Annotated in this window: 20 protein-coding genes; 14 read left to right on the top strand and 6 right to left on the bottom strand. The window is 67.6% G+C overall.

The window, feature by feature from the left end:
- Positions 1 to 75 precede the first annotated feature (75 nt).
- Together F1C58_RS10090 and F1C58_RS10085 are read left to right on the top strand one after the other, a co-directional pair.
- Complete coding sequence (locus F1C58_RS10090) at positions 76 to 1,425, top strand: sensor histidine kinase (protein ID WP_255461065.1); 1,350 nt, start codon at positions 76 to 78, stop codon at positions 1,423 to 1,425.
- Positions 1,426 to 1,484: 59 nt separating this feature from the next.
- Positions 1,485 to 2,153 carry a response regulator transcription factor gene (locus F1C58_RS10085; protein WP_185200986.1) on the top strand — a complete coding sequence of 223 codons (669 nt, stop codon included), beginning with the start codon at positions 1,485 to 1,487 and terminating at the stop codon, positions 2,151 to 2,153.
- Between the two features lie 27 nt (positions 2,154 to 2,180).
- On the opposite strand, the gene F1C58_RS10080 is transcribed toward F1C58_RS10085, so the two are convergent.
- Both F1C58_RS10080 and F1C58_RS10075 read right to left on the bottom strand, forming a co-directional pair.
- The gene (locus tag F1C58_RS10080) at positions 2,181 to 2,357 is read right to left on the bottom strand and encodes a DUF2510 domain-containing protein (protein WP_185200985.1); all 177 of its coding nucleotides are present in this window, start codon (positions 2,355 to 2,357) and stop codon (positions 2,181 to 2,183) included.
- Positions 2,358 to 2,500: 143 nt separating this feature from the next.
- On the bottom strand, positions 2,501 to 6,577 hold the full coding sequence (locus F1C58_RS10075) for an SCO7613 C-terminal domain-containing membrane protein (RefSeq protein WP_185200984.1): 4,077 nt from the start codon (positions 6,575 to 6,577) through the stop codon (positions 2,501 to 2,503).
- A gap of 120 nt (positions 6,578 to 6,697) precedes the next feature.
- On the opposite strand from F1C58_RS10075, the gene F1C58_RS10070 reads away from it, so the two are divergent.
- Positions 6,698 to 7,351 carry a pentapeptide repeat-containing protein gene (locus tag F1C58_RS10070; RefSeq protein WP_185200983.1) on the top strand — a complete coding sequence of 218 codons (654 nt, stop codon included), beginning with the start codon at positions 6,698 to 6,700 and terminating at the stop codon, positions 7,349 to 7,351.
- Positions 7,352 to 7,377: 26 nt separating this feature from the next.
- Here F1C58_RS10070 and F1C58_RS10065 read toward each other — a convergent pair whose 3' ends face one another.
- Positions 7,378 to 7,923, bottom strand: coding sequence for an MOSC domain-containing protein (locus F1C58_RS10065; protein WP_185200982.1), 546 nt, complete (start codon positions 7,921 to 7,923; stop codon positions 7,378 to 7,380).
- A 103-nt stretch (positions 7,924 to 8,026) separates the two neighbouring features.
- On the opposite strand from F1C58_RS10065, the gene F1C58_RS10060 reads away from it, so the two are divergent.
- The 10 genes from F1C58_RS10060 to F1C58_RS10015 all read left to right on the top strand — a co-directional run bounded on the left by F1C58_RS10060 (position 8,027) and on the right by F1C58_RS10015 (position 19,286).
- Positions 8,027 to 9,163: an acyl-CoA dehydrogenase family protein gene (locus F1C58_RS10060; protein WP_185200981.1), complete on the top strand. Its 1,137-nt coding sequence runs from the start codon at positions 8,027 to 8,029 to the stop codon at positions 9,161 to 9,163.
- Positions 9,163 to 10,278, top strand: coding sequence for an enoyl-CoA hydratase/isomerase family protein (locus F1C58_RS10055; protein WP_185200980.1), 1,116 nt, complete (start codon positions 9,163 to 9,165; stop codon positions 10,276 to 10,278). The genes F1C58_RS10060 and F1C58_RS10055 overlap by 1 nt, the downstream gene beginning before the upstream one ends.
- The gene (gene mmsB, locus F1C58_RS10050; RefSeq protein ID WP_185200979.1) at positions 10,275 to 11,174 is read left to right on the top strand and encodes a 3-hydroxyisobutyrate dehydrogenase; all 900 of its coding nucleotides are present in this window, start codon (positions 10,275 to 10,277) and stop codon (positions 11,172 to 11,174) included. The genes F1C58_RS10055 and mmsB overlap by 4 nt, the downstream gene beginning before the upstream one ends.
- Positions 11,171 to 11,947, top strand: coding sequence for an enoyl-CoA hydratase (locus F1C58_RS10045; protein WP_185200978.1), 777 nt, complete (start codon positions 11,171 to 11,173; stop codon positions 11,945 to 11,947). The genes mmsB and F1C58_RS10045 overlap by 4 nt, the downstream gene beginning before the upstream one ends.
- A 10-nt stretch (positions 11,948 to 11,957) precedes the next feature.
- Positions 11,958 to 13,481: an aldehyde dehydrogenase family protein gene (locus F1C58_RS10040; protein WP_185200977.1), complete on the top strand. Its 1,524-nt coding sequence runs from the start codon at positions 11,958 to 11,960 to the stop codon at positions 13,479 to 13,481.
- Positions 13,478 to 14,695 (top strand): CaiB/BaiF CoA-transferase family protein, encoded by a 1,218-nt coding sequence (locus F1C58_RS10035; RefSeq protein ID WP_185200976.1) that lies wholly within the window; start codon positions 13,478 to 13,480, stop codon positions 14,693 to 14,695. The genes F1C58_RS10040 and F1C58_RS10035 overlap by 4 nt, the downstream gene beginning before the upstream one ends.
- A 49-nt stretch (positions 14,696 to 14,744) precedes the next feature.
- Entirely contained in the window at positions 14,745 to 15,527 is a 783-nt protein-coding gene (locus F1C58_RS10030) for an enoyl-CoA hydratase/isomerase family protein (protein ID WP_185200975.1), read from the top strand.
- A gap of 85 nt (positions 15,528 to 15,612) precedes the next feature.
- The gene (locus F1C58_RS10025) at positions 15,613 to 15,897 is read left to right on the top strand and encodes a hypothetical protein (RefSeq protein WP_185200974.1); all 285 of its coding nucleotides are present in this window, start codon (positions 15,613 to 15,615) and stop codon (positions 15,895 to 15,897) included.
- Positions 15,898 to 15,926: 29 nt separating this feature from the next.
- Positions 15,927 to 16,730 carry a hypothetical protein gene (locus F1C58_RS10020; RefSeq protein ID WP_185200973.1) on the top strand — a complete coding sequence of 268 codons (804 nt, stop codon included), beginning with the start codon at positions 15,927 to 15,929 and terminating at the stop codon, positions 16,728 to 16,730.
- A gap of 63 nt (positions 16,731 to 16,793) precedes the next feature.
- Positions 16,794 to 19,286, top strand: coding sequence for a CDP-glycerol glycerophosphotransferase family protein (locus F1C58_RS10015; protein WP_255461374.1), 2,493 nt, complete (start codon positions 16,794 to 16,796; stop codon positions 19,284 to 19,286).
- Here F1C58_RS10015 and F1C58_RS10010 read toward each other — a convergent pair.
- Entirely contained in the window at positions 19,273 to 20,835 is a 1,563-nt protein-coding gene (locus F1C58_RS10010; RefSeq protein WP_185200971.1) for a glycosyltransferase family 39 protein, read from the bottom strand. The two genes, F1C58_RS10015 and F1C58_RS10010, sit on opposite strands and share 14 nt — an antisense overlap.
- Positions 20,819 to 21,025, bottom strand: a complete 207-nt coding sequence (locus F1C58_RS10005) for a hypothetical protein (protein ID WP_185200970.1) — start codon at positions 21,023 to 21,025, stop codon at positions 20,819 to 20,821. Before F1C58_RS10005 ends, F1C58_RS10010 begins: the two co-directional genes overlap by 17 nt.
- Before the next feature lie 186 nt (positions 21,026 to 21,211).
- Between F1C58_RS10005 and F1C58_RS10000 the strand changes: the two genes are divergently transcribed.
- Positions 21,212 to 23,824, top strand: a complete 2,613-nt coding sequence (locus tag F1C58_RS10000; RefSeq protein ID WP_255461063.1) for a glycosyltransferase — start codon at positions 21,212 to 21,214, stop codon at positions 23,822 to 23,824.
- 41 nt (positions 23,825 to 23,865) lie between these two features.
- On the opposite strand, the gene F1C58_RS09995 is transcribed toward F1C58_RS10000, so the two are convergent.
- Positions 23,866 to 24,534, bottom strand: coding sequence for a DedA family protein (locus F1C58_RS09995; protein WP_185200969.1), 669 nt, complete (start codon positions 24,532 to 24,534; stop codon positions 23,866 to 23,868).
- Positions 24,535 to 24,597 lie beyond the last annotated feature (63 nt).

Genomic DNA, 24,597 nt, shown 5'->3' with positions numbered 1-24,597 from the left:
CCGGGGGCTAACCCCACTCCGCACCGGTGTGGTCACCGGATGTCGCCCGGCACCGCCATTCGCGAGGCTTGCTCCATGACCTTCACCGACTCTGCCACTCTGGACCCTGTGACCACGACAGTCCCTCGCCCGCGATCCCTGTACGGGAGTCTGTGGCGCGCGGTGCCGCGGGAGCTCGGGTTCCTGCTGCTCACTCTTCCCGTGGTCATCGTGTCGTTCACCGTGCTGGTCACCGGCATTTCCACCGGCTTCAGCACTCTGGTCACGTTCTTCGGCATCTTCCTGATCATCGGCTCGCTCTGGGCGGCGCGGGGGTTCGGGATGCTCGAACTCCTGCGCCTCCGCTGGGCGGGTCGTCCGGCCATCCCGGGCCCGGACTGGACGAAACCGGCAGCGACAGGGTTCTGGGCGAGGCTCTTCGGCACCCTGCTCAACCCGCACTACTGGCTCCACCTGTTGCACGGCCTCGTCGTCAACTTCGCGGTCGGACTGTTCACCTGGATCCTGTCCTTCACCTGGACCATCGTCGCGATGTCGGGCCTCACCTACTGGTTCTACTCCCGGTTCATTCCCACCGGGCGCGGTGACTGGCATCTCTCCGATTGGATCACCCGCACCTTCGCCCCGGGCTGGACCCCGGATACCGTGCTCGCCGACGACCTCATCGCTCTCGGCATCGGGGTGATCTTCGCGCTGACACTGCCGTTCATCACCCGCGGAATGACCATGCTGCACTACCTGGTCGCGGTCGGGATGCTGGGCCGGTTCCGCATCGCCGAGTTGCAGGGCGAGGTCGCCGATCTCTCCGCGTCCCGGACGGCCGCGGTCTCGGCCGAGGGCACCGCGCTCCGCCGCCTCGAGCGCGACATCCACGATGGGCCACAGCAGCGGCTCGTGCGACTGCAGATGGATCTGGCTGCGGCCGAACGACAGCTCGCCTCGAACCCGGATGCCGCGCGCACCCTCATCTCCGAGGCCAGGGACCAGTCCCGTGAAGCGCTCGAGGAGCTTCGGGCGCTCTCCCGCGGCTTCGCGCCTCCCATCCTGCTCGACCGTGGCCTGATCGCCGCGCTCGAATCCCTTGCCGTGCGCAGCCCCGTGCCGGTGACGCTGGTGAACGCGCTTCCGTCGCCGGTGCTGTTGCCGCAGGAGATCGAGCGCAACGCGTATTTCGTGGCGAGCGAGCTGCTCACCAACGTGGCAAAGCACGCCTCGGCGACCTCGATCGCCCTTCGGGTCGAACTCGTCGAGGCAGGCGAGCTGCAGATCTCGGTGACGGACGACGGCAGGGGCGGCGCGACAGTGGTGGCCGCGCACGGGTTGGCCGGTCTCGAGGAACGCCTTCGCGGACTCGGGGGCCGGCTGGTGATCGAGAGTCCCGAGGGCGGGCCGACCGAGATCTCCGCACTTCTGCCGCTCTCTTGAGCACAGCTCCTCGGCCACGCTCCTGAATGACGAGGCCACCCGCCCCCTAGGGTGGTGGCGTGACCGTTACGACCGAAGCCTCCGCAGCCCTCCGAGTGCTCGTGGCGGATGACTCTGTCCTGCTGCGAGAGGGACTGGTACGCGTGCTCGTCGAGGCCGGACTCGAGGTCGCGGGCTCGTATGCGGATGCCGATTCGCTGCTGTCGGACCTCGAGTCGAAGAACCCCGACCTGATAGTGCTCGATGTGCGGATGCCGCCCAGCTTCCGGGACGAAGGGGTTCGCGCCGCCATCCGGGCCCGGCAACTGATGCCGAGGCTCGGCATCCTGTTGCTGTCCCAGTATGTAGAGATCGCCTACGCGCAGGAACTGCTGTCCTCTGGCACCGGCGGGATCGGGTACCTGCTGAAGGATCGAGTCGCGTCGCTTGCGGAGCTCGAAGAAGCGATCGAACGGATCGCGTCGGGCGGAACTGTGCTCGACCCCGAAGTCGTTGCACAGTTACTCGGGCGCCGACACGACCCGCTCGGCTCGCTCACGCCCAGGGAACGTGAAGTCTTGACGCACATGGCCGAAGGTCGCACGAATGCGGCGATCGCGGCTGCCATGGTCGTCGGTACTGGGGCGGTGGAGAAGAACGTCACGTCGATCTTCCAGAAGCTGGGGCTGGACGATTCGGGCAACGACCACCGGCGAGTGCTTGCGGTACTGGCCTGGCTGCAGCGCTGATTGCTCGGGCTGCGGGTGATGCGTCATTCAGCGTGCGGCCACCAGGTTCGACTCCTCGGCGTCGGGCGTCGCCATCTGGATCTCCGGTCGGTGTTCTTCGATCCGGTTCGTCCAGCTGAGGCCGTTCCACCAGCGCAGCTGGGGCAGGCCGAGCGGGTCGCGGTACCAGCCGGCGGGTACAGGGGAATTGTTCACTGAAGGCATCGGGGAGCTCCTGTGGGGATTTGCCCTACCGCAAAGGGCTTTTCGGGTGCGGTGTGCTCACGATAGTCCCCCTTAGGGGGGACAGCACAGACCCCCGAATGGGGGGTGTGGGAAATCCTCGGTTCGAGAGGCGACAGGGGCTCTCAGCGGAGGGCGCGGATGCGCATCGCGACGCTCTTCATCCCCACGACGCTCTGCTCGAATCGGGCCGCGAACACCACGACCGCGATGCCGACGGGCACGAACCAGAGCCACCACTCGACAGATTCGTAGATCACCCGGATCTGCGGTGCGAAGGTCGCGCCTGCATGCACCAGCCCGACGACGACGGCGATCAGGAATGGCGCCTGCAGGCGCAGGATCGCGCTCACGACGACGATGGCCACAGCCACCACCCCGAGCCCCACGAGCCTGAAGAGGGGCGGTTGGCCGGCGGTCGCGATGAGAGAGGGGAGGAGCAAGAGGGCCACTCCCGGTGCGAGCCACGGCCAGGTGCGGGCCGAAGGCACCCGCGAGAGGGTGATCGCGCCGGTGAGGATCAGCGCAATGGCCACCGGCACGGACGTGACTTCGACGACGTCGACAGCTCCCGTGACCAGGGCACCGATGCCCGCAACCGCAGCTCCGGCGATCGCTATCCAGGCGACCGCGTGCGTGAAGGGCGCGCGGCGCAGGAGGAAGGCGATCACGTGCACGGCACAGAGGAGCAATATGACCCCGACCGCCCGGATGCCGCCGAGAGATGTCGCATCGATCGCCGTGAGTTCGAAGGCGAGGAGGATCACGAGCCCGAGCACCGCGAGCAGCTGGCTCGCCACCGAGCGGCCGGCTGCGCCATACTCTCCGCGATCCCGCTCTCCGCGATCCCGAGCCTGACCGATCCCGGCCACGAGCAGCAGGATCAGACCCGTCGCCAGCATTGCATCGAGACGGATGTCGGGTGCGCCGGCCTGCGTGATGAGAGTGGCACTGCGACCGACCTCAACGGTGACCACCCCGAGTGCGCCGGCGAGTGCGATCGAGTCGAGATAGGGGCGGGAGGCGGCGGTGCCGCGGGGAATGCTGCCCATGAGAAGCAGTGTCGCGGACACCGCTCCGGTCAGCGTGGCGCGCAGCGGTGGCCCGCTCGCGCCGCTCGCCGCGAGCGGGAGAATCGACCCGAGCAGAGCGACGAGGGTGATCGCCGGCGCGACGAGACTCGGGCCGGAGGCGGTAGTGACGGGAGTCGCGCGCCAGACCGAGAGCGCTACGAGCAGGAGCACTCCCGACAGAGGCAAGACGTAGGGTTCGAGATTCGTGATCCCAGCGCTCACGAGCTGCCACCAGAGGCCGGCCGTCGCCAGTGCGAGGGACACCCAGCCGAGATAGCGTCTCGGGGAAACAGAGCCAACCAACCCGTCGGGACTCGTCGCCAGCACCAGGGCAACAAGCGCGGAGACGACGAGCACGAGCCAGGTCGCCGAGTCCTGGCGGCCGACTCCCACGACGAGGCTCGGAACGGCGACGAGAAGCACACCGAGTTCCCGCGTTCCTCGTCGATCGAGCCGGCCGTCTCTGTCCGCCGCCGTGTGGGTGAGTTCTGGCGGCACCTTCCCTGCTGTGACCGTGCTTGGCCGGGAACGACGAGCCGCGATGACGAGTATTCCCACCGCGGCGAGAAGGGCGGCGGTGATCGGTCCGACCGATCGCACGAGTTCCGGCAGCCCGATCACCCGGGCGAAGGAGTCCAGCACCAGCGAGAGCACAGGGGAGAGCGCGATCGAAGCGACGAGCCGTTCGACGGAGGGCCCCGAAACGGCCGATTCCGAGCCGGGCAGTCCCCTGCCCGGCGACCGTGAGGCCACGAGGAGTAGTGCAGCGAGGAGGGCGGCGCTCGCCGCGAGGCTCGTGCCCGGTTCGGGCAGCAGCAGCGTTATCCGCTCGCTCGCTGACAGGGTCCAGAGCGACACGGTGAGCACGGCGAAGGACGTCGAGGCTGCGGCGAGGCTGACCCAGAAAACCACCAGCCGATCGAGCCGTGAGAAACCCGCGGTCAGGCGGAACGCGGAGACACCGATCAGCGCGATCGCGGCGCAGCCGACGAAGCGCAGGACGTTGGAGGAATCGGCCAGGAAATCCGGCTGAAGGGGGATGGCTAGTTGACGGGCCGCCGCGGCCGACCCGATGAGCACGACGATCGCGGCGGTACCGGCCGCCGTGGCTCGTCCGAGCGGACTGCCGGGGAGGCGCCGTGAGGTGAGGAGCAACGCGACCGCGACGAGCGAACCGATCAACCAGGTGGCGGTGCTGCCCCAGGAGGCCAGATAGCCCAGCAGCCCGGAGACGGCCAGAAGCAGCATCGCGGGCGCTCGAAGCCGGGAGCCGCTCCGGTATCGGTGGGAGAGCAGCAGCCCGGTGAGCGTCAGCGTGGCGATCCCGAGCCATGCGGTCACGACCAGTGCAACGGTGAGCACGAGCGGAACGGCGACGACCACGACGAAGGCGGCGAACCAGCCCAGGATGCGGTCGCGAGACCGCAGCGAACCACCGGCCGTCCACGCCACCGCCGCCATCAGCGCACAGGCCGCCAGCGCCATGACCGCGAGGGCGTCGAGGCTGGTCGCGCGAAACACCGCCTCGTCCGGCTCCAGGGTCCAGGCCGAGGAGAGGCTCCGGGAGACGGTGCCCACGACGGACGAGATGGTCACCCCCAGGGGGTAGAGCAGCGCGATGGCCGCCACGGTTGCTGCCGAGATCGTGGCGACCACGAGGCCGCGGCGAGGCGCGGTCGCCGCGCTCGGGGAGTGTCGCGATCGCCGCCAGAGCCATTCCCCCGCGAGGCTGACCAGCACTGCCCAGACCGGGGCGAGGATCACGACCGCGGTGAGGTCGCCGTTTCGGAGCGCTCCCGCGCCCACCGCCACGGCGGCGCCCACTCCACTGACAGCAGCGAAGACACCGACGAAGACACCGACGAAGACGGCGGTGGAGAGCCCAGCGGGAAGGTGGGGGTCTGAGCCCACGAGCCGGGCCTGCAGGGCAGCGATCGCCGCCACCACCAGCAACGCCGGTGTCGACGCCCAGGGGTAGCCCGGGGCAAGGGTGGTGGCCGCGACGAGCGCTCCGATCAGGGCGCCGCCGGTGAGGCCGAGCACGATCACGCGTTCGGCGCGACCGGAGACGGCCGCTCGCGTGGCGGTCGCCGGGCGTCCGGTGAAGCGGTGCGCGACTCCTACCAACGCCGCAGCGGCGAATGCGACGAAGACCCGGGTGCCGTCATCCGCGCGCTCGGCCAGTCCGCCGACCAGCAGGGCGGTCGCCGGGACCACGGCCACGAATCCGACCAGGTGGGCGGTGCGAAGACCGGAGAGGCGGTGCCAGACCAGGAAGCCCGCTGCGGTCACGAGCAGGGTCGCTCCCCAGAACGCAGCGATGTCTGTCGACCCCAGCGAGAAGAAGTCGTTCGCGCGGACGGCGAAGGCGTCGAGATAGACGAGGACCACCGCGAGCACCGCGATGCCCTCGGCGGTCGCGGCAAGAGAGCGGCGGCGCAGCGTCGAGGCGACGACGAACGAGGCGATCGTGACGCCGGCGATGACGAGCGATCGGCCGAGGATCCCGAAATTGATGAAGGCATAGACGAGGAAGAAGACTGCGGCCACCGAGAGCAGCGAGATGCCGACGATGAGCAGAATCACCTGCACGCTCGAGCGTCGGGGAGGCGTCGCTCCGGCGACGGCGGTCTCGGGAATGGGCCCGCCGGGGAGACTCGTATCCGGTCGAGCCGTCTCGTGGATACCAGCCGGGGCGCCGCCCGCACCGGCCGCTGGGCGCTGCGGTGTCGAAATGAGGGCGGTGAAGGCGTCCGTGGCGACGGTCGAGAACGCGGGGACGTCATCCCGCACCCGCCCGTTCGCCTGCCTCTGCGCCTCGAGCGCGAGAATGGCCTGCCCCGTGTCGTAGCGGATCCTGCCGATGACTTCGAGGCGCCGGTCGAGCAAGTCCGCACTCTGCTGGGAGAGGGTGACGAGCTCGGCGGCTGCGGAATGGGAGAGGTCCAGTCGGCAGTCCTGGCAGGTTCCGTCGACCAGTGGTGAGAAACAGGCGGGGCAGCGCGCGGTGTCGGTGAGGTCGGCGGGAGTGCGCGGGAACAGCACGCGGCCGGCGAAGCGGCGAAAATCGAGCCCGGTCGGCGCGCTCATGCCGGCCTCGCGCGCGCTCGGTGGATCTGTCTCGGCCATGTTCCGGTTCCCCCTCGAACGCCGTCCGCTCAGGTTAGCGGCTGACGAGTGCGAGGATCAATCAGCTCGCGGGTCGGTGGAGAAACGGATGGCGCGAGCCGAGGTGGAAGAGTGGAAGGCGTGACCGCTCCCACCAAAGCCCCCCGGATGCCGCTCGTATCCCTCCCGCCGCTCGACCAGACCGACGGCACCCTGCTCGCCCGCAATGACGAGAGGGAACGCGAGCACTATCGGGAGAGCGACCTCACCGGCTACGACCTCACCGGCAGCCTCTTCACCGAGTGCGACTTCTCGGCGGTGACCCTGGACGGCACACAGTTGCGGGGTGCGCGCTTCGTCGAGTGCCTCATCTCGGACTCCTTCGCCCCCTCACTGCTGGCCGCGCGTACAACCTGGCGCGAGGGCGTGATCGTCAATCCACGGTGGGGTTCTGCGGAACTCTTCGAGGCGGACATCACCTCAGTTCATCTGCGCGGCGGCAAGATCGACTACCTCAACCTGCGCACATCCACCATCACCGACCTGCTGATCGAAGACTGCACGATCACCGACATCGATCTCGGAGGCTGCCGAGGCACGCGAATCGCCCTGCGCAACTGCCGGGTTGACACCCTGGATGTCACCAGAGCGACACTGGCAGACGTCGACCTCAGATCGACGAGCCTCGCGACCGTGAACGGTCTCGAGGGGTTGCGGGGCGTCACCATCGACGACTACCAGCTCTCCCTGTTCGCGCCGCTCTTCGCCTCCCACCTCGGTGTCGTCGTCGACTGATCTCCGCCACCGGCGAGGCTCGGGGATCAGACCGCGATCAGTGCACGGAAGGGCTCAGCGGGCAGGGTGACCCGCAGGGAATCCCCCGGGCGCACCACCCCTCCGGTGAGCACGATGCCCATGATTCCCGCCCTCGACTGCGTGCGGCCGGACTCATCCACTCCGAACACCGCCTTCACCAGTCCGGCCTGGAAGCCGTTGATCTGGCTGCAGGGGCTTCGCTTTCCGGTGATCTCTATGCTCGCTTCGCCGCCCAGGTGCAGGATGCTTCCGGTCGGCAGCCCCATCAGGTCGATCCCGCGCGTCGTCACGTTCTCGCCGAGCTGCCCGGGTGCGATCTGCCAGCCGGCAGTCGCGAGGTCGTCATAGAGCTCGACGCCGATCAGGTGAACCTGGCAGAGATTGGCCCGCATCGGGTCTTTCTTCACGAGATACCGGTGCTGCGTCGTCGCACCGCAGTGCGCATCGCCCTCGATTCCGAGCCCGCCAAGGAGCACTATCCGGTCCACCACGGGTTTGCTGAAGCGGTGGCGGTCATCCCGGCTGACCGAGACCACGGAGGGGATGCGCATACCGTCATTCTCGCAACCGACGAGGGTCTCGCCAATTCACAGTTTTCTGCAAGTACTCGGAAGTCCTCGTAAAAATACTCGGAAGTCCTAGTAAATTGGAAAGATGTACGGAGTAACCGAAGACCAGGCCGCGATCGTTCAGATGGTGCGCCAATTCGCCACCGAATCGCTCGCGCCGCACGCGGCCGAGTGGGACGAGACCCACCACTTTCCCGTCGACGTGTTGCGCCAGGCGGGCGAGCTGGGAATGGGAGGCATCTACTCCCGGGAACAATTCGGCGGATCCGGTCTCAGCCGAGCCGACTCGGTGCTCATCTTCGAGGAACTGGCCAAGGGCGACACCACGATCGCGGCCTATATCTCGATCCACAACATGGTCACCTGGATGATCGACAGCTTCGGCACGGACGAGCAGTGCGCGGAATGGGTGCCGCAGCTCGCCTCGATGGAGGCCCTCGGCAGCTACTGCCTCACCGAGCCGGGAGTCGGGTCGGATGCCGCCGCCCTCAGCACGCGGGCGGTGCGCGACGGCGGCGACTATGTGATCGACGGCGTGAAGCAGTTCATCTCCGGGGCGGGGACTTCGGCGTTCTACATCGTGATGGCACGCACCGCCGACACCGGCAGCCACGGCATCAGTGCCATCGTGGTGCCGGACGGCACTCCCGGGCTCAGCTTCGGACCGCTGGAGAAGAAGATGGGCTGGCATGCCCAGCCGACGAGGCAGGTCTTCTTCGACGGAGTGCGGGTGCCCATCGCGAACCGGCTCGGCCAGGAGGGTGACGGCTTCGGCATCGCGATGAGCGGACTGGATGGCGGAAGGGTCAACATCGGCGCCTGTTCGCTGGGAGGCGGCCAAGCTGCGCTCGACCAGAGCGTCGCGTATCTCAAGGATCGCCGGGCCTTCGGAGCCCCACTGATCGAGCAACAGGCGCTGCTCTTCCAGCTCGCCGACATGGACACCGAACTCGAATCGGCACGCACGCTCCTCGCTCGGGCAGCGGACGCCCTCGACCGCGGCGATGCGGACAAGGTTCGGCTCTGCGCGATGGCGAAACGGGTCGCGACCGACGCGGGATTCACCGTTGCCAATGCCGCCATCCAGTTGCACGGCGGCTACGGTTATCTGGCGGAGTACGGACTGGAACGCATCGTGCGAGACCTGCGAGTGCACCAGATCCTCGAAGGGACCAACGAGATCATGCGCCTCATCATCGGCCGAAACCTGGCGGAAGCCTGATGGGCCCGGAGACGATAGGCCCCGAGACATCGAACCACGAGGACGTCCTGGTCGAGCGCCGCGGACGGCTCGGCCACATCGTCCTGAACCGCCCGAAGGCGATCAATGCCCTCACCCACGGGATGGTGAAGACCATCGCGGCGACGCTGGAGCGGTGGGAGCACGACGACTCCGTGTCGACGGTGCTGATCACGGGCGCGGGGGAGCGCGGCCTGTGTGCCGGGGGTGACATCGTCGCGATCTACACGGATGCGAAAGCCGGCGGCAACGACTCTGCGAGATTCTGGGCCGACGAGTATGCGCTCAACGCGCACATCGCCCGTTACAGCAAACCCTACGTGGCCGTGATGGACGGCGTGGTTCTCGGTGGGGGAGTGGGGGTCTCCGCGCACGGATCGGTGCGGGTCGTCACCGAACGCAGCAGGGTGGGCATGCCGGAGACGGGAATCGGGTTCGTTCCGGATGTCGGGGGCACCTTCCTGCTCTCGCGCGCGCCCGGAGAGCTCGGCACCCACCTCGGACTCACCGCCGGCCCGGTCACCGGTGCCGACGCGATCGCGATCGGTCTCGCCGACCATTTCGTGCCGAGCGAGGCGCTCGCCGGCCTCGCGATCGCCCTGGAGACGCGGGATGTCGCGGAGGCGATCGCCGCCGTGGCCACGGCGGCGCCGGTATCCGCACTTCTCGAGCAGCGGCACTGGATCGACGACTGCTACGCCTCGGACGATGCCACGGAGATCGTGGAACGTCTGTCGGCCTCACCGGTCGAAGCGGCAAGGGCCGCGGCATCCGCGATTCTCGCCAAGTCGCCGACGGCGGTCAGCGTCACTCTCGAGTCCCTGCGCCGCGCACGGGCGCTCGGAACGCTCGAAGAGGTGCTCGATCAGGAGTTCCGCGTCTCCGTGCGTTTCGCCCGGGGCACGGAGCTCGTGGAGGGCGTACGCGCCCAGGTGATCGATAAGGATCGCACTCCGCACTGGTCGCCACCGGCTCTCGCCGACGTGAGCCGGAGCGCCATCGAGGCCTATTTCGCGGGCCTCGACGGCAGCGATCCACCGCTTCGAGAACTCGGCCTGTCATCGATGACAGCCGAGCAAGACAGGAGAACCCCATGACCAGAATCGCTTTCCTCGGGCTCGGCAACATGGGCGGCCCGATGGCCGCCAACCTCGTGAAGGCCGGCCACGAGGTGGTGGGCTTCGATCCGGTGCCTGCCGCGCTCGACCATGCCAGGCAGAACGGCGTCACCGTCGCGCCAGATTCCGGATCCGCGGTCGCCGGCGCCGAGGTGGTCATCACGATGTTCCCCAGCGGAAAGCACGTGATCGATGCCTACTCCGATGGGCTGCTCGCCGCCGCGGCCCCGGGCACCCTGTTCATCGACTCCTCGACGATCGACGTGGAGGATGCCCGCACCGCCCGGTCGCTCGCCGTGGCAGCGGGACACCGGGGGATGGATGCGCCGGTGTCGGGCGGCGTCGGGGGAGCGACCGCCGGCACTCTCACCTTCATGGTCGGAGCGGATGCCGCGGACTTCGCCACCGCAGACCCGATCCTCTCCGTGATGGGCGGCCGGATCGTGCACTGCGGCGACTCGGGCGCCGGCCAGGCCGCGAAGATCTGCAACAACCTGATCCTCGGCGTCTCGATGATCGCCGTGAGTGAGGCATTCGTGCTCGGCGAGAAACTCGGCCTGTCGAACCAGGCGCTCTTCGACGTTGCATCCACGGCGTCGGGCCAGTGCTGGGCCCTCACCACCAACTGCCCGGTGCCCGGACCGGTGCCGGCGAGCCCGGCCAATCGCGACTACCAGCCCGGGTTCGCGGGCTCCCTGATGGCGAAAGACCTGGGGCTCGCCCTCGGAGCGCTGGAGGCGACCGGCACCGCCGCCCAACTCGCGCCGCTGGCGGCATCCATCTACCGGCGATTCGCGGACGAGGGCGGCGCAGGCCTCGACTTCTCGGCCATCATTAACAGCATCCGCGAGAATTCCGAGGGCAGGGCAGCATGACCGACTACGAGAACATCCTGCTGGAACGGCGCGGGCGCGTCGGGCTCATCACCCTCAACCGGCCAGAGTCACTCAATGCGCTGAGTCTCGCGCTGATGAACGACGTCGTGTCGGCCGCGACCGAGCTCGACGCCGACACGGGGATCGGAGCCATCGTGATCACCGGATCGGCCCGCGCCTTCGCCGCCGGAGCGGACATCAAGGAGATGTCGACGCAGGGCTACATGGAGATGTACCTCGCCGATTGGTTCTCCGGGTGGGACAGGCTCGCGGCCGTGCGCACACCGCTCATCGCCGCCGTCTCCGGTCACGCGCTCGGCGGCGGGTGCGAGCTTGCCATGATGTGCGACTTTATCATCGCCGCCGACACCGCCAAGTTCGGCCAGCCGGAGATCAAGCTCGGCGTGATCCCCGGCATCGGCGGCTCCCAGCGGCTCGCCCGGGCGGTCGGCAAGGCCAAGGCCATGGAACTCATCCTCACCGGGCGCACCATCGACGCAAGTGAGGCGGAGCGGGCCGGTCTCGTCGCCAGGGTCGTGGCTGCCGACACGCTGCTCGATGATGCGCTCACCACCGCGGCGACGATCGCGGGAATGTCCCTTCCGGTCGCAATGCTCGCGAAGGAGGTCGTGAACGCGGCCTTCGAGACCACACTGGATGCCGGCATCCGCTTCGAGCGCCGCGTCTTCCATTCCGTATTCGCCACCGATGACCAGAAGGAGGGGATGCGCGCCTTCATCGAGAAGCGCTCCCCGCACTTCACCAACCGCTAGGACGCTCCGCATGACCGACACCACCCTCCTTCCCGGCGCAGTCGACACCTTCGCCACCACCCCCGGCCCAGACCAGCCCATGTGGATCGGCGGTGAGAAGGTCGAGTCCGCCACCGGCGAGTGGCGAGAGGTCACCAACCCCGCCCACCGGGGCAGCGTGATCTGCCGCGTGCCGGCCGCGGGGGTCGAAGACGTCGACCGCGCGGTCGCCGCAGCGCGCGCGGCATTCCCGGCCTGGCGCGCCCGGCACTTCACCGAGCGGGCGCGGGCACTCGCTCTCATCGCGGACGAGATCGAAGCCCGGGCGGAGGACTTCGCCCGCCTCACCGCCCTCGACACCGGCAATGCGCTGCGCACGCAGGCCCGCCCCGAGGTGACCACCCTCGTCGCGCTCTTCCGCTACTTCTCGGGAATCGCCGGAGAGGTGAAGGGCACGACGTTGCCCGCCGGAGACAACCAGCTGCAGTACACCCGACTCGAGCCGCTCGGGGTGGTGGCATGCATCCTGCCCTGGAATTCGCCCCTCATGATCGCGGGCTTCAAGGTTCCGGCGGCGCTCGCCGCGGGCAACACGGTGATCCTGAAGGCTGCGGATGACGCACCGCTCACGATCCTGTTGCTCGCCGAGGTCTGCAACCGCCACCTCCCCGCCGGTGTGGTCAACGCGCTCACGGGTCGCGGCAGCCTCATCGGCTCGGCTCTCGCGACGCATCGCGGCGTCGACAAGGTGTCCTTCACCGGCTCCACCGAGGTCGGCCGCGGTGTTGGTCGACAGGCGGGGGAGCGCCTCGCGCATGTCTCGCTCGAATTGGGGGGCAAGAACCCCTCGATCGTGTTCCCGGACGCCACCGCGACGCCGCAGGACACCGACGAACTCATCGACGGACTGCTTCTCGCCTCCCGCTTCACCCGCCAGGGACAGAGCTGCACGGCCGGATCCCGCCTCTTCCTGCACGAAGACATCTACGACGAGGTTCTCGATCGTCTCGTCGGCCGCCTCGGTGCCCTGACGGTGGGGGATCCCCTCGACGAGGCATCCGATATGGGCGCGATCATCAACGGCAAGCAGCATGCCTCGATCGACGAGTATCTCGCAGAGGGTCGGGCGAACAGCGCGATGACGGTGGCGCTCGGCGGTTCAGCGCCGACGGAAGGTGCGCTCACCGAGGGTTTCTACCACCTGCCGACAGTCTTCGCCGGTGCTCGCAACGACTTCCGTCTCGCCCAGGAGGAGATCTTCGGACCGGTGCTCGTCGCCATCCCGTGGCGCGAGGTCGACGACGTGGTGGCCATGGCCAACGACTCTCACTACGGGCTCGCCGCCTTCGTCTGGAGCCACAATCTCGATGCGGCGCTGAGTACGGCCCATCGGGTGGAGGCCGGGTGGGTGCAGGTGAACCAGGGCGGCGGCCAGGTGGTCGGCCAGTCCTATGGCGGCTACAAGCAGAGCGGAATCGGGCGCGAGGTGTCGCTCGAGGGCATGCTCGCCGGATTCACCCAGACGAAGCAGATCAACGTGCGGCTCCGGGGATGAGCGCCCCACTGCCCCTCGAGGGCATCACGGTGCTCGACCTCACTCGCGCGCTCGCCGGCCCATACGCGACCGCCCTCCTCGCGGACATGGGGGCCACGATCACCAAGGTCGAGAGCATGAAGGGTGGGGATTCGACGCGCGGGTGGCCACCGTTCGAGAACGAACACAGCCTCTACTTCGACTCGGTCAACCGTGGCAAGTCCTCGATCGCCCTCGATTTCTACACTCCCCAGGGCAAGGCGCTCCTGCGCCGTCTGGCCCTCGCTTCCGACGTGGTCATCGAGAACTTCCGCCCCGGTGTCATGGCCGATCTGGGGCTGGATGCCGCGGGGCTCCGCGCCGAGAAGCCCTCGATCGTCATCGCCTCGGTGAGCGGCTTCGGTAGCACCGGACCGCTCAGCCAGACGGCGGGACTCGACCAGGTGGCGCAAGCGATGTCGGGGCTCATGTCGGTGACCGGCAAGAACGCGAGCGAGCTGTACCGCGTCGGCATCCCGATCATCGATATCTATGCCGGTGTCTTCACGGCCTTCGGTATCGTCGCCGCCCTCGTGGGCCGGGAGCGCAGCGGAGGCGGTCGTGAGGTGTCGACCTCCCTCCTCGAGGCGGCGATCGCGATCTCCGCCTTCCAGGGCCAGCGGTACCTCAGCACTGGGGTGGTGCCCGAGCCTCAGGGCAACAACCATCCCGTGCTCGCGCCCTACGGCATGTTCGCCACGGCAGACATCCCGATCATCATCGCGGTGGGCAACGACAAGCAGTGGGTTGACCTGTGCGCACTCGTGGGTGACCCGCAGCTCTCATCAGAGGCCGACTTCGCCACGGGTTCGCTGCGGCTCAGTCACCGGGACGTCCTCACCGCCCGGCTCGAACTCGCCCTTGCGGCGCGCCCCGGACTCGAATGGGTCGAGGCGCTGCGCAAGGCACGCATCCCCACCGGCCCGATCTACAACTACCAGCAGGTTTTCGAAGACCCGCAGGTGAAGCACCTCGACATGGTGCAACACGTGACCCGGGCCGACGGCACCGACCTCCCGCTGCTCCGCGGTCCGATCTCGGTGGATGGGCAGGCGCTCCCCATCCGCAAGGCCCCGCCCGCGCTCGGAGAAGACACCGAAGCGGTGCTCACCGCGCTCGGTCTCACCGCTGAACAGGTCGCGGGACTGCTCGCCTCGGGCATCGTGAAGACCGCAGCCACGCAGACGGTCTCATAACAGTGCAGTCTCATAACAGTGCAGTCTCATAACATGGCAGCCTCCTGACATGGCAGGACTGTCGGTGCACCGCGCCGGAGTCGTCGCGACGCTGGTGATCGAGAACGCCCTCAGACGCAACGCGCTCTCGGCGGAGATGTGGCAGCAGTTGCCGCCGCTTCTCTCCCGGCTCGCGGGCGACGACAGCGTGAAGGTGCTGATCGTGCGCGGAGCCGGTGAGGACTTCTCGGCCGGTGCGGACATCCGCGAGCTCGACGGGATCCTGAATGCCCCAACGGGTCAGGACGGCGGCTATCTCACCGAAGCCGAGAATGCGCTGGCTGGGTTCCCTCAGCCGACTATCGCGGCGATCGACGGATACTGCGTCGGCGGCGGCTGGCAGCTCGCGGCCGCGTGCGACATCCGCATCGCCTCGAGCCGGGCCACCTTCGGGGTGACCCCGTCGCGCATCGGGATCGTCTACCCGCTGTCCGGCATCGAGCGGCTGGTCAGCGTCGCGGGAGTCGCCGTCGCGAAATACCTGCTCTTCAGCGGGGATCTGGTGGACGCGGCCACGGCAGAACGCTGGGGCATGGTGACCTCGGTGGTGGAGGCGCACGACCTGTGGAGTGAAGCCGACGGTCTCGCCAACCGCCTGGCAGCGCGGTCGCAACTCTCGATCCACGCGATGAAGCAGATCGTCGATGCCATCGCATCGGGTGCGGATACCGCGGACGTGAATCAGCGGTGGCAGGTCGAGGTCGCCGGCAGCGACGACCCGGCAATCGGTGCGGCCGCCTTCGCCGCGAAGCAGGCCCCCGAGTTCACCTGGGCGCCGCGAGCTCCGCACTGACGGAGCGCGGCGCTCTGCTCCCTTCACTCGCTGTCGCCGTTAGCGCCGACCGCGCGGGCGGAGGCACGAGAACTAGGCTGCTCTCATGTCCGGACGGCCCGCAGGTTCCCCACGCCAGCGCGGCCAACTGCTGCTCGGCGTCGTCCTGCCGCTCATCGCCGGGGTGCTGGCCATCACCGGGTTGATCCTCCTGCTCAGGCCGGATCCGCCCGCGAGTTTCGGATGGTTCGCCTTTGTGCCGCTCAGCAGCACCACCTTCGTGCCGACGCCATGGTTCTCCTCGACGTTGCATGCGGCGGGCGCGATCCTGATCGGTGTCGGCATCGCCGCGCTGGTCTTCTGTCTCGGCTGGCGGGTGGGCCGCCGGTGAGGAGCGCCCACCTTCGGCGAATCTCCGGCTTGTCCGGGGCGCTGCTCGTGATCGAGGCGATCGCGCTGTGGATCGTGCTCGCGTCGGCTCCCTCGCGCGTGTTCCTGCCGATCGCTCTCGACCTCGCCGCAGGCCCACATCCCGTCGTGCTCGTTCGCCTCGACCTCGGATTCGGCGTCGTCGCGCTCTGCCTGCTCGTGGGGGTGGCTCGCCTGCTCGCCATCACCCCGGGAATCTTCCCGGTCTATTCCGCCCAGGTGGCCGGCGGTCGCCACCCCGCACGCTGGATCGAGTTCGCCTTCAGCTCGTCGATCGTCGTGTTTCTCGTCGCCCAACTGAACGGCATCAGCGACATCGGTGCCCTCGTGCTGTCCTATGCCGCGACGAGCGCGATGACCCTGTTCTTCGTGCTCGAAGAGCGCACCGAACGAGCGGCGACCGAGCGGATGCTTCCCCTCTGGTTCGGCGCGGCGATCGGAATCGTTCCGTGGGGCGTGATCGCCTTCCACCAGATCGCCGGATTGCTCGTGGCACAGTCACCATCCGGTCTCGGTCGCGTCATCACCCTGGTGATGCTCGCGTTCTCGTTCGCCTTCTTCCTCGTGCACTGGTTATTGCTTGAGCACCGGTTATCGCCCGAGAACCGTCTCCAGCCCGAGAACCGTCTCCTGCCCGAGAACCGTCTCCTGCCCGAGAACCGGCAAGAGCAGCAGCGGATCGATTCGGCCCGGTCGTCGTCGTCGGGAGAGGTCGTGCACATCGTGCTCAGTCTGGCGAGCACCTCCGTCTTCGCCTGGCTGGTCGTGGTGGGCGTCGTGAGCGGGCAGCTCTAGCGCCGGGGAGTTCCGCTCACCCCAGACGGCGCGGTGCGCGGCGGACTTTATAGTGAGGTGGTGATGAGTCTGACGGAGGTGCCCGGCCTCACCGGCATCCGTCGCCGTCTCCTCGCCCTTGCCCGCCGTCTTCGGCAGGCGGCCAAGACCGAGGTCTACGCGTTCTGGCGACGCCGAGCGGTGCGTCCAAGGATGGTCCTCTACGAGTCATTCGCCGGAAACGGGATGCTCTGCAATCCGGAGGCCATCTTCCGGGCCCTTCTCGCCGACCCGGAGTTCGGCGATCTAACCCATGTCTGGGTGCTCACGAGTCGACGGGAGAACCCGGCTGTCGCGCGGGAGTTCTCGGGATCGCACTCCGTACGGTTCGTCCGCCCCGGTACCTTCGGCTACTTTCGGGCACTCGCCACCGCGGGTTTTCTTGTCAACAACGCGACATTCCCGACAGAGTTCGGCAAACGCGGCGGCCAGGTCTACCTGAATACCTGGCACGGCACGCCGCTCAAGCGCATGGGCTTCGACATCGGGGATCCGGCCACCCGCGTGGCCAACGTCATCCGCAACCTCCTCTCGGCCGACTTCCTCCTCTCGGCCAGCCCGTTCATGACCGAGCATCTGTACGAGGATGCCCACCGCCTTGGCAACATCTATCCCGGGCGGATCATCGAGGAGGGCTACCCCCGGATCGATCGCCAATTCATGGATGAACCCTCCGTGGCCGCGGCGCGAGCCGGCCTCGAAGCCGGGGGATTGGCTCTGCACGGACGCCGGATCATCCTCTACGCGCCCACCTGGAAGGGGACCTCGTTCTCCCGGCCGGAATACGACATCAGCGAGCTGGTGTCACGGATCGACCAGCTCGAGTCGCAGATCGACACGACGAAGTACGTGGTGCTGCTGAAGACGCACCAGGTGGTGCACCGCTTCGCGGCGGACATCCCGGGGCTGCGCGATCGCGTGGTTCCCAACGAGATCCCGTCGAACGTCATCCTTGGCGTCACCGACGTGCTTGTCACCGATTATTCGAGCATCTTCTTCGACTTCCTCGCCACCGGCCGGCCGATCTTCTTCCTCACCCCGGATCTCGCGGACTACAGCGGCTACCGCGGTCTCTATATCGAGCCGGAGCTCTGGCCGGGCCCCGTGGTGCCGAACGTCACGCAACTGGCCGGTGCCATCAACGACTTCGACCACGGAGGCGTCGACGACCGGGTCGCGTCGAACTATCGGGAAATGCAGGCGCGGTTCGTCGCGCGCGAAGACGGAAGCGCCACGCAGCGCATCCTCGACATCGTCTTTCGCGGCAAGCCCGAGGGCTATGCGGTCGCGCCGCTGCCCGGCGATGGGCGGCGGAGAATTCTCATCGCCGCCGGAAACATGAGGCCGGGGGCGATCACCGCGGAACTCATCGCGCTGCTCGAGAAGATCGACCACTCGCGGTTCGATGTGTCGGTGATCTTCCCGCCCCTCCGCTCCCGGCCGGTGCTCGACCAGCAGCGGTTGCTGCATCCGCGGGTGCGTCAGTTCGCTCGGGTCGGCGGTATGAACGGATCGAAACTCGCCCTTGCCCGGTTGCGGTCGACGGGCGCGGCATCAGTCCGCTCGGGTGCTCGCCCTCGGACGCCTCTCCGGTCAGGAGACCTGTGGCGGGACGAGTGGGATCGATGCTTCGGCTCTGCCGCCTTCGACTTCACGCTCGACTTCGCCGGTACCAGCCCGTTCTGGGCGACCCTGATGCTGCAGTCGCCCGACTCGGAACGCTCGATCTGGCTGAGGGATGACCCCGTCGCGGCGGTGGCGGAGGACGCCTCCTCTGATCGGCCGGGGGTCGGCGACACGGAGAGAGATGTCCTCTACGACGCCTACGATCGTCTGGTCTCGCCCTCACCTCCGCAGCATCCCTCCCTTCGGCCCGTGGCCGTGGCGGAGCCGGTGATCGGTGGCGCGAGCATCCTCGCCCGCGCGGCACTGCCGACAGAGCAACACGACGGAGATGCTGCGCTGCCCGACTGGCTGGGTGACGAGGGCTCCGGAGCCGCGACAGCGGTGGACCGGATCTTCGTGTCGCTGGGCCGGCTCACCGTGGAGAACGACCCGGTACGACTGGTCCGCGCCTTTGCTGTGGTTCACGCCGCTGTACCGGCTTCGCGACTGCTGGTGGTGGGGGATGGTCCGCTCGCTTCGATCCTCGGCGCGGAGCTGGTCGCACTCGGCCTCACCGAGGTCGTCGCCCTCGTGGGCTACCGAACCAATCCCTTCGCCCTCCTGGCTCAGGCAGACTGCGTCGTCTTCGCCGCCGGCGGTGCCCGAACTGCGAGGGTGCTCGGGGAAGCGCGGGTGCTCGGATTGCCCGTCGTGCGGGTGATCGGCCCGGAGCCCGGCGTCGCGCCGCTCTCGGGGATCCTCGAGGTGCCGGCGGACGACCGGGCGTTGGCCGAGGGAATGCTCGAGTTCCTCGCCGGCCGGGTCGGCACATCGTCGATCGATTGGATCGCGCACGACGATCGGGCGATCGGGATGTTCTATCGGGCGATCGGTGCGATCACGGACGAGTGAGTTCCAGCACGACACTCGTGTGCTGCGGGTACTCCGCCACCACAACGAATCCCTGCGCTGCCAGCATCGATCTATCGTAGGTGTCGGCCTCCGCGCCAGGCAGGCGGTACTCGACCAACCAGACCGTCTTGGTGGAGCGATACAGCGAGTCGAGTCTCGACGCGACAGTCGTCGTCGGCACCACCGCATCGTGCCAGTTGCTCGTGTCGTACCAGGGGGTCTTGAGCGCAACATCCGTCAGCCCCTCGAATGATGCCGGGTAGGTGCGCATCGCCAGCCGGGTGGCGCGGGACGGGCGGCTCCCCTCGTCGAAGAGCATGCCCTGACCGGGCCGCGCGTGCGCCTGGATGGTCTGCGCGACCTGCGCCCAGTCACTGTTGTTCTTGGCGAAGGGAGTGCGTTCGCTGAGATAACTGATCGAGGAGGCGCTGACGACGGCGACGAGAAGGCCGATCCCCAGGATGCGCGGGCGGATTCGTGCCGCGAGCCATGCGATGAGGAGGGCCGCAGCGGGCACCGCGAAGGAGAGGTAGCGAGAGGAGTAGACCGCGTGCACGGAGTTGACCGCGAGCAAGATGGCCGGCGGGCCGAGCAGCCAGGTCGCCGCAAGAGGCACGAGGGCCGGAGTCCGGGCACCGGAGACGGGATCGGGATCCGCGCCATCGAACCAGCTGCGGTTTCGGCGCGAGCCCACGGCCCAGGCGATGATCGCGGCAGCGATGAGGATCCAGGCGAGGGTCGCCAGCAGATTGTTGCCGAACCACTGCGTCACGACCAGTGTGCGGATGTTGGTGGAGTCGCGGTTCGCCAGGAACGCGATCTGTCCGCTCTCGCCGATGCCGAAACCGATCACCGGCCCGGCGATCAGTATGCCGCCGAGCGTCGCGCGGGCCCAGCCGCGCAGGATGGCTGGGCGGCGCTGGGACAGCGCCACCACCGCATGGGCGACGACGATCAGGAGGCTGAAGAGAAACAGGTACCCGCACGCGGCGAGTCCGACGGCATAGGCCGCCCAGAGTCGTCTTTCCGGCCGATCGCGGGCGACGATGTGAAGCAGCAGGATCGTCAGCCAGACGACGGCGGCCGTGCTCATGGCATACCCGCGAGCCTCTTCGCCCATGTAGGTGATGCGCGGCAGCATCACGGCGATGATGCCGGCGAAGGCCGCGACCCGGATTCCCCCGAGGCGCGAGCCGAGCACGACGACGCCCGCCACGGCGATGCCGACAGCGATGGCGCTGGGGAACCGCACGGAGAAGGGCGAGGCGCCGAACGCCTGAACCCAGAAGTGCAGGAAGAGGTAGTAGGTGCCATGGACGGCGTCCACGCTGCCGAGCATGCGGAACAGGGAGGGGATCGACCGCTCGGCGGACAGGACGCTTGCCGCCTCATCGCCCCACAGCGACGGAATCGAGGATCCGGAGGCGGAGATTGCGGTGGCCACGGCGCCGAGGAAGACTGCCAGGCCAGACCGAAACGACGGCCGCCATCCCCACATTCGGGAGAGGGCCGACGGGGTGCTGTCGGAGAGTTCAGTAGCGAGCGACACGGTGGTGAACCCGCCTTCGTTCGGAGGAGCTGTCGGAACGGTCGTCGACACCGAGGGGATCGCTTGTCGCCGCGTCCTGATCGTCGCTCTGTTCATCCCCGACCTCTGCGAGCAGTGCGACGACGGTCCAGACGCACACCGCCGCAACGATGACCAGCACGCCGACACCGCCGAATATCAGCCACACCACAGAGCGCCTCCCGGGATCTCGAACCTGTCGGGGGCCAGCCTGCCAAGCACTCTCCCAGATGGCTCTAAGACTGCATCTCGCCCCGCAGCGGGAGATTGCGGCTCATTCTTAGACCTTTCTGGGGGGCCGCCGAGCACGCTTCTCCCGTGTGCTGTGCTGAACGGCCGGTTCGAAAGAGAGAGCTCCATGCCGCGAGTCATCCGTCTGATCCGCCAGTTGCTCAGGCTCGTAGGCGGAGCGAGCCGGGCCGAACTCCAGGCTCTCGCGAGACGCGGGGCCGTGCGGGCAGACGTCGTCTTGTACGAGTCCTTCGCCGGAAACGGTGTGCTGTGCAATCCCGAGGCCATCTTTCGGGAGGCCCTGCGATCTCCCGACCTCGCCCACCTCCACCATGTGTGGGCGCTCGACAGCCTGAGGGAACACCGGGCGGTGCAGGCGGAATTCGCCGGCGATCGGAGGGTGCGCTTTGTCAGGCGACGCTCTCTCGCCTATGTTCGAGCCCTCGCGACGAGCGGCTATCTGGTGAACAACGCCACTTTCCCCGCGGAGTTCAGCAAGCGGCCCGGGCAGGTCTACCTCAACACCTGGCACGGCACGCCGCTCAAACGCATGGGCTACGACATGCCCAACGGCGCTCTCGACTCCGCGAACACACTGCGCAACTTCGTGGCCGCCGACTTCCTGCTGTCCCAGAACCCGTTCATGACCGAGCGCATGTACGAGAAGGCCTATCGCTTGCGCGGTGCCTTCCGCGGGCTGGTCATCGAAGAGGGATACCCTCGCGTCGACCGCCAGTTCCTCCGCGCCGAGGAATCGATCGTGGTGCGATCCCGGCTAGAGGCCGATGGAATCAGGCTGGGCGATCGGTCGGTGATCCTGTTCGCCCCCACCTGGAAGGGAACGGATTTCAGTTCGCCGGCGGACGACGCGAACGAGCTGTTCGAACAGGCGAAGGAGATCCAGGCCCAGGTGGGACCCGAATTCCTGGTGCTGCTCAAGACCCACCAGGTGGTCCACCGGTTCGCGAGGGATCGCCCGGAATTCCGCGAGATCCTCGTCTCGAACGACCTGCCGACGAACCTGATGCTGGGCATCACCGACATTCTCATCACCGACTACTCGTCGATCTTCTTCGATTTCCTCCCGCTCGAGCGCCCCATCGTGTTCTTCACCCCGGACGATCTGGACTACTCCGCATCGCGCGGGCTCTACTTTCCGCTCGACGAGCTTCCGGGCCCGGTGGTGACACAGCTCTCGGAGCTCGGCGAAGCCATTCGCTCCTGCCTCACCGCGACAGACTCGGAAGCCCCGAACAACTCGAAAGACCCGGATGCCGCGTCTGGACCGGCCACCCGCTCTGCCGAGTGGAGAGAGCGTTTCTCACCGGAAGACGACGGGGGAGCCGCGCGTCGTGTCGTCGACATCGTCTTCCGGGGGATGACGGATCGCGCTCGAACTCGGTCTCTCGCAGAGGACCCTCGTACGTCGATACTGCTGAGCATCGGAGGGATGCGGTCGAATGGCATCACCAACTCCGCCCTCAATCTGCTTGCGGCGATCGACCACGATGCCTACGACGTGTCGGTGATCTTCAACCGGCCGCGCCGCGCCCAGCAACTGTCGAACCAGCAGCGCATCCCGCATCAGGTGAGGCAATTCCACCGCCAAGGCGGGATGAACGGCAGCAAGGTCACGCACCTGTTTCGTCGGTTGCAGGAGCACTACCCCCAGCTGCGACGCAGGCCGGAGACCGCGGTAGAGCAGCGGATGTGGCGCACAGAGTGGGCACGCTGCTTCGGCGACACGCAGTTCGATTCCGTCGTCGAGTTCAGCGGCTACACCGCGTTCTGGGCCTCTCTGCTCCTGCATTCCCCGCAGGCCTTCCGCTCCATCTGGCTGCACAACGACCTGTCGCTCGAGACCCGGCGATTCGTGGGCAGTCGTCGCCGTATGAAGCGTTCGCTACCCGCGGTGTTCAGCGTGTACCGGGACTTCGACGCCCTGGTCTCGGTGTCGGAGAGTCTGAACCGCATCAACCGCGACGCCCTCGGCACGCGCTACTCACTGTCGGACGAGGCATTCGTCTTCGCGAGAAATCTCGTGGACGAAGCCCATGTGCTCGAGGGGCTTCGTGCCCCGCTGTCGTCGATCGAAGAGTTCGACACGGACGAGGCGGCGACGCAGGGTCGTGGGCGGGCCTCGCTCGACGGAGACTGGATCGACGGAGACTGGATTGACGCAGACTGGATCGACAGGATGCAGCGGGACGACGGTGCCATCTGGTTCGTCACCGTCGGTCGCTTCTCGCCGGAGAAGAACCAGGCACGACTCATCCGCGCCTTCTCGGAGATCTCTCGGGATACCCCCGCCGCGCGGCTCGTCGTCGTCGGTCATGGACCGCTGCGCGACCACCTGAAGCAGCTCATCGACAGCCACGGTCTCTCCGCGGTCGCGTTCATCGTCGGGCCATTCGCCAACCCCTTCCCCGTACTCGCCGCGGCGGACTGCTTCGTGCTGTCCAGCGACTACGAGGGCCAACCGATGGTGCTTCTCGAAGCCGCACTCGCGGGGCTTCCGATCGTCTCCGTGGAGTTCGATTCCGCTCGCGATGCACTGCCGGATTCCCCGATCCGAATCGTTCCCCAGAGCGACAGCGGTCTCGCGGACGGCATGCGGGCGTTCCTCCGGGGCGAGGTGGGCGCGGCCGTGCTCGACGGGGTCGCATACAACCGTTCAGCGCTGGCGGAATTCTGCGCGGTGGCGAGCCCGCACCCCAAGGCGCAGCGGATCACGATCTAGCCCGCCCGCCGGTTACGGGCGACTTGGAGTCGCGGGTGGGATCAGTCCGACTCGGGTGATGCTGTCGAGTTGCGTCGACGGACCATGATCGTGCGAACCAGAATCGGCACGACCGAGATCACCACGATACCCACCAGCACGATGTCGATGTACTGCGAGACGAAATCGGCGACCCCGGGCACGTGGGCGAGTCCGAAGCCGAGCAGGATGACCAATCCCGACCAGAGAGCGGCCCCCGCGAGGTTGAAGAATGTGAAGAGTCGACGCGACATGCGTCCCACACCGGCGGCGACGGGAGCGAAGGTGCGCACCACGGGCACGAACCGGGCGATGGTCACCGCGACCGGGCCGAAGCGGGTGAAGAAGGCTTCCGTGCGAGCCACACTCTTCTTGCTGAAGATCCCCGACTCGCGGCGTTCGAATACCCTCGGCCCCGTGCGCCGGCCGATCGTGTAGCCGAGTTGGTCGCCGAGCGCGGCTGAGACAGCGACGACCAGCACGACGAGCCACAGGGGTTGGCGGATGGCTCCGCTGAGGGTGAGCACGCCGGTGAAGAACAGCAGGGTGTCGCCGGGGAGGAAGAATCCGACGAGGAGGCCGGTCTCGGCGAACACGGCCGCGCAGACGATCGCGAGTCCCCATATTCCGGCACCGGTGATGAGGGACTGGGGGTCGAGGATCCCGAGAGAGACGAAGGAGGAGGAGATCATGGTCTCCCAGTCTGCCGAACGCAGGTCTAAGAAAGCTCCAAGCTGCGCAAATCTCAGACGCTT

The organism is Glaciihabitans sp. INWT7 (assembly GCF_014217685.1).
Lineage (GTDB): Bacteria > Actinomycetota > Actinomycetes > Actinomycetales > Microbacteriaceae > Lacisediminihabitans.
The sequence above is the reverse complement of the archived record's forward strand: the minus strand, read 5'-3'. Positions and strand labels throughout refer to the sequence as shown.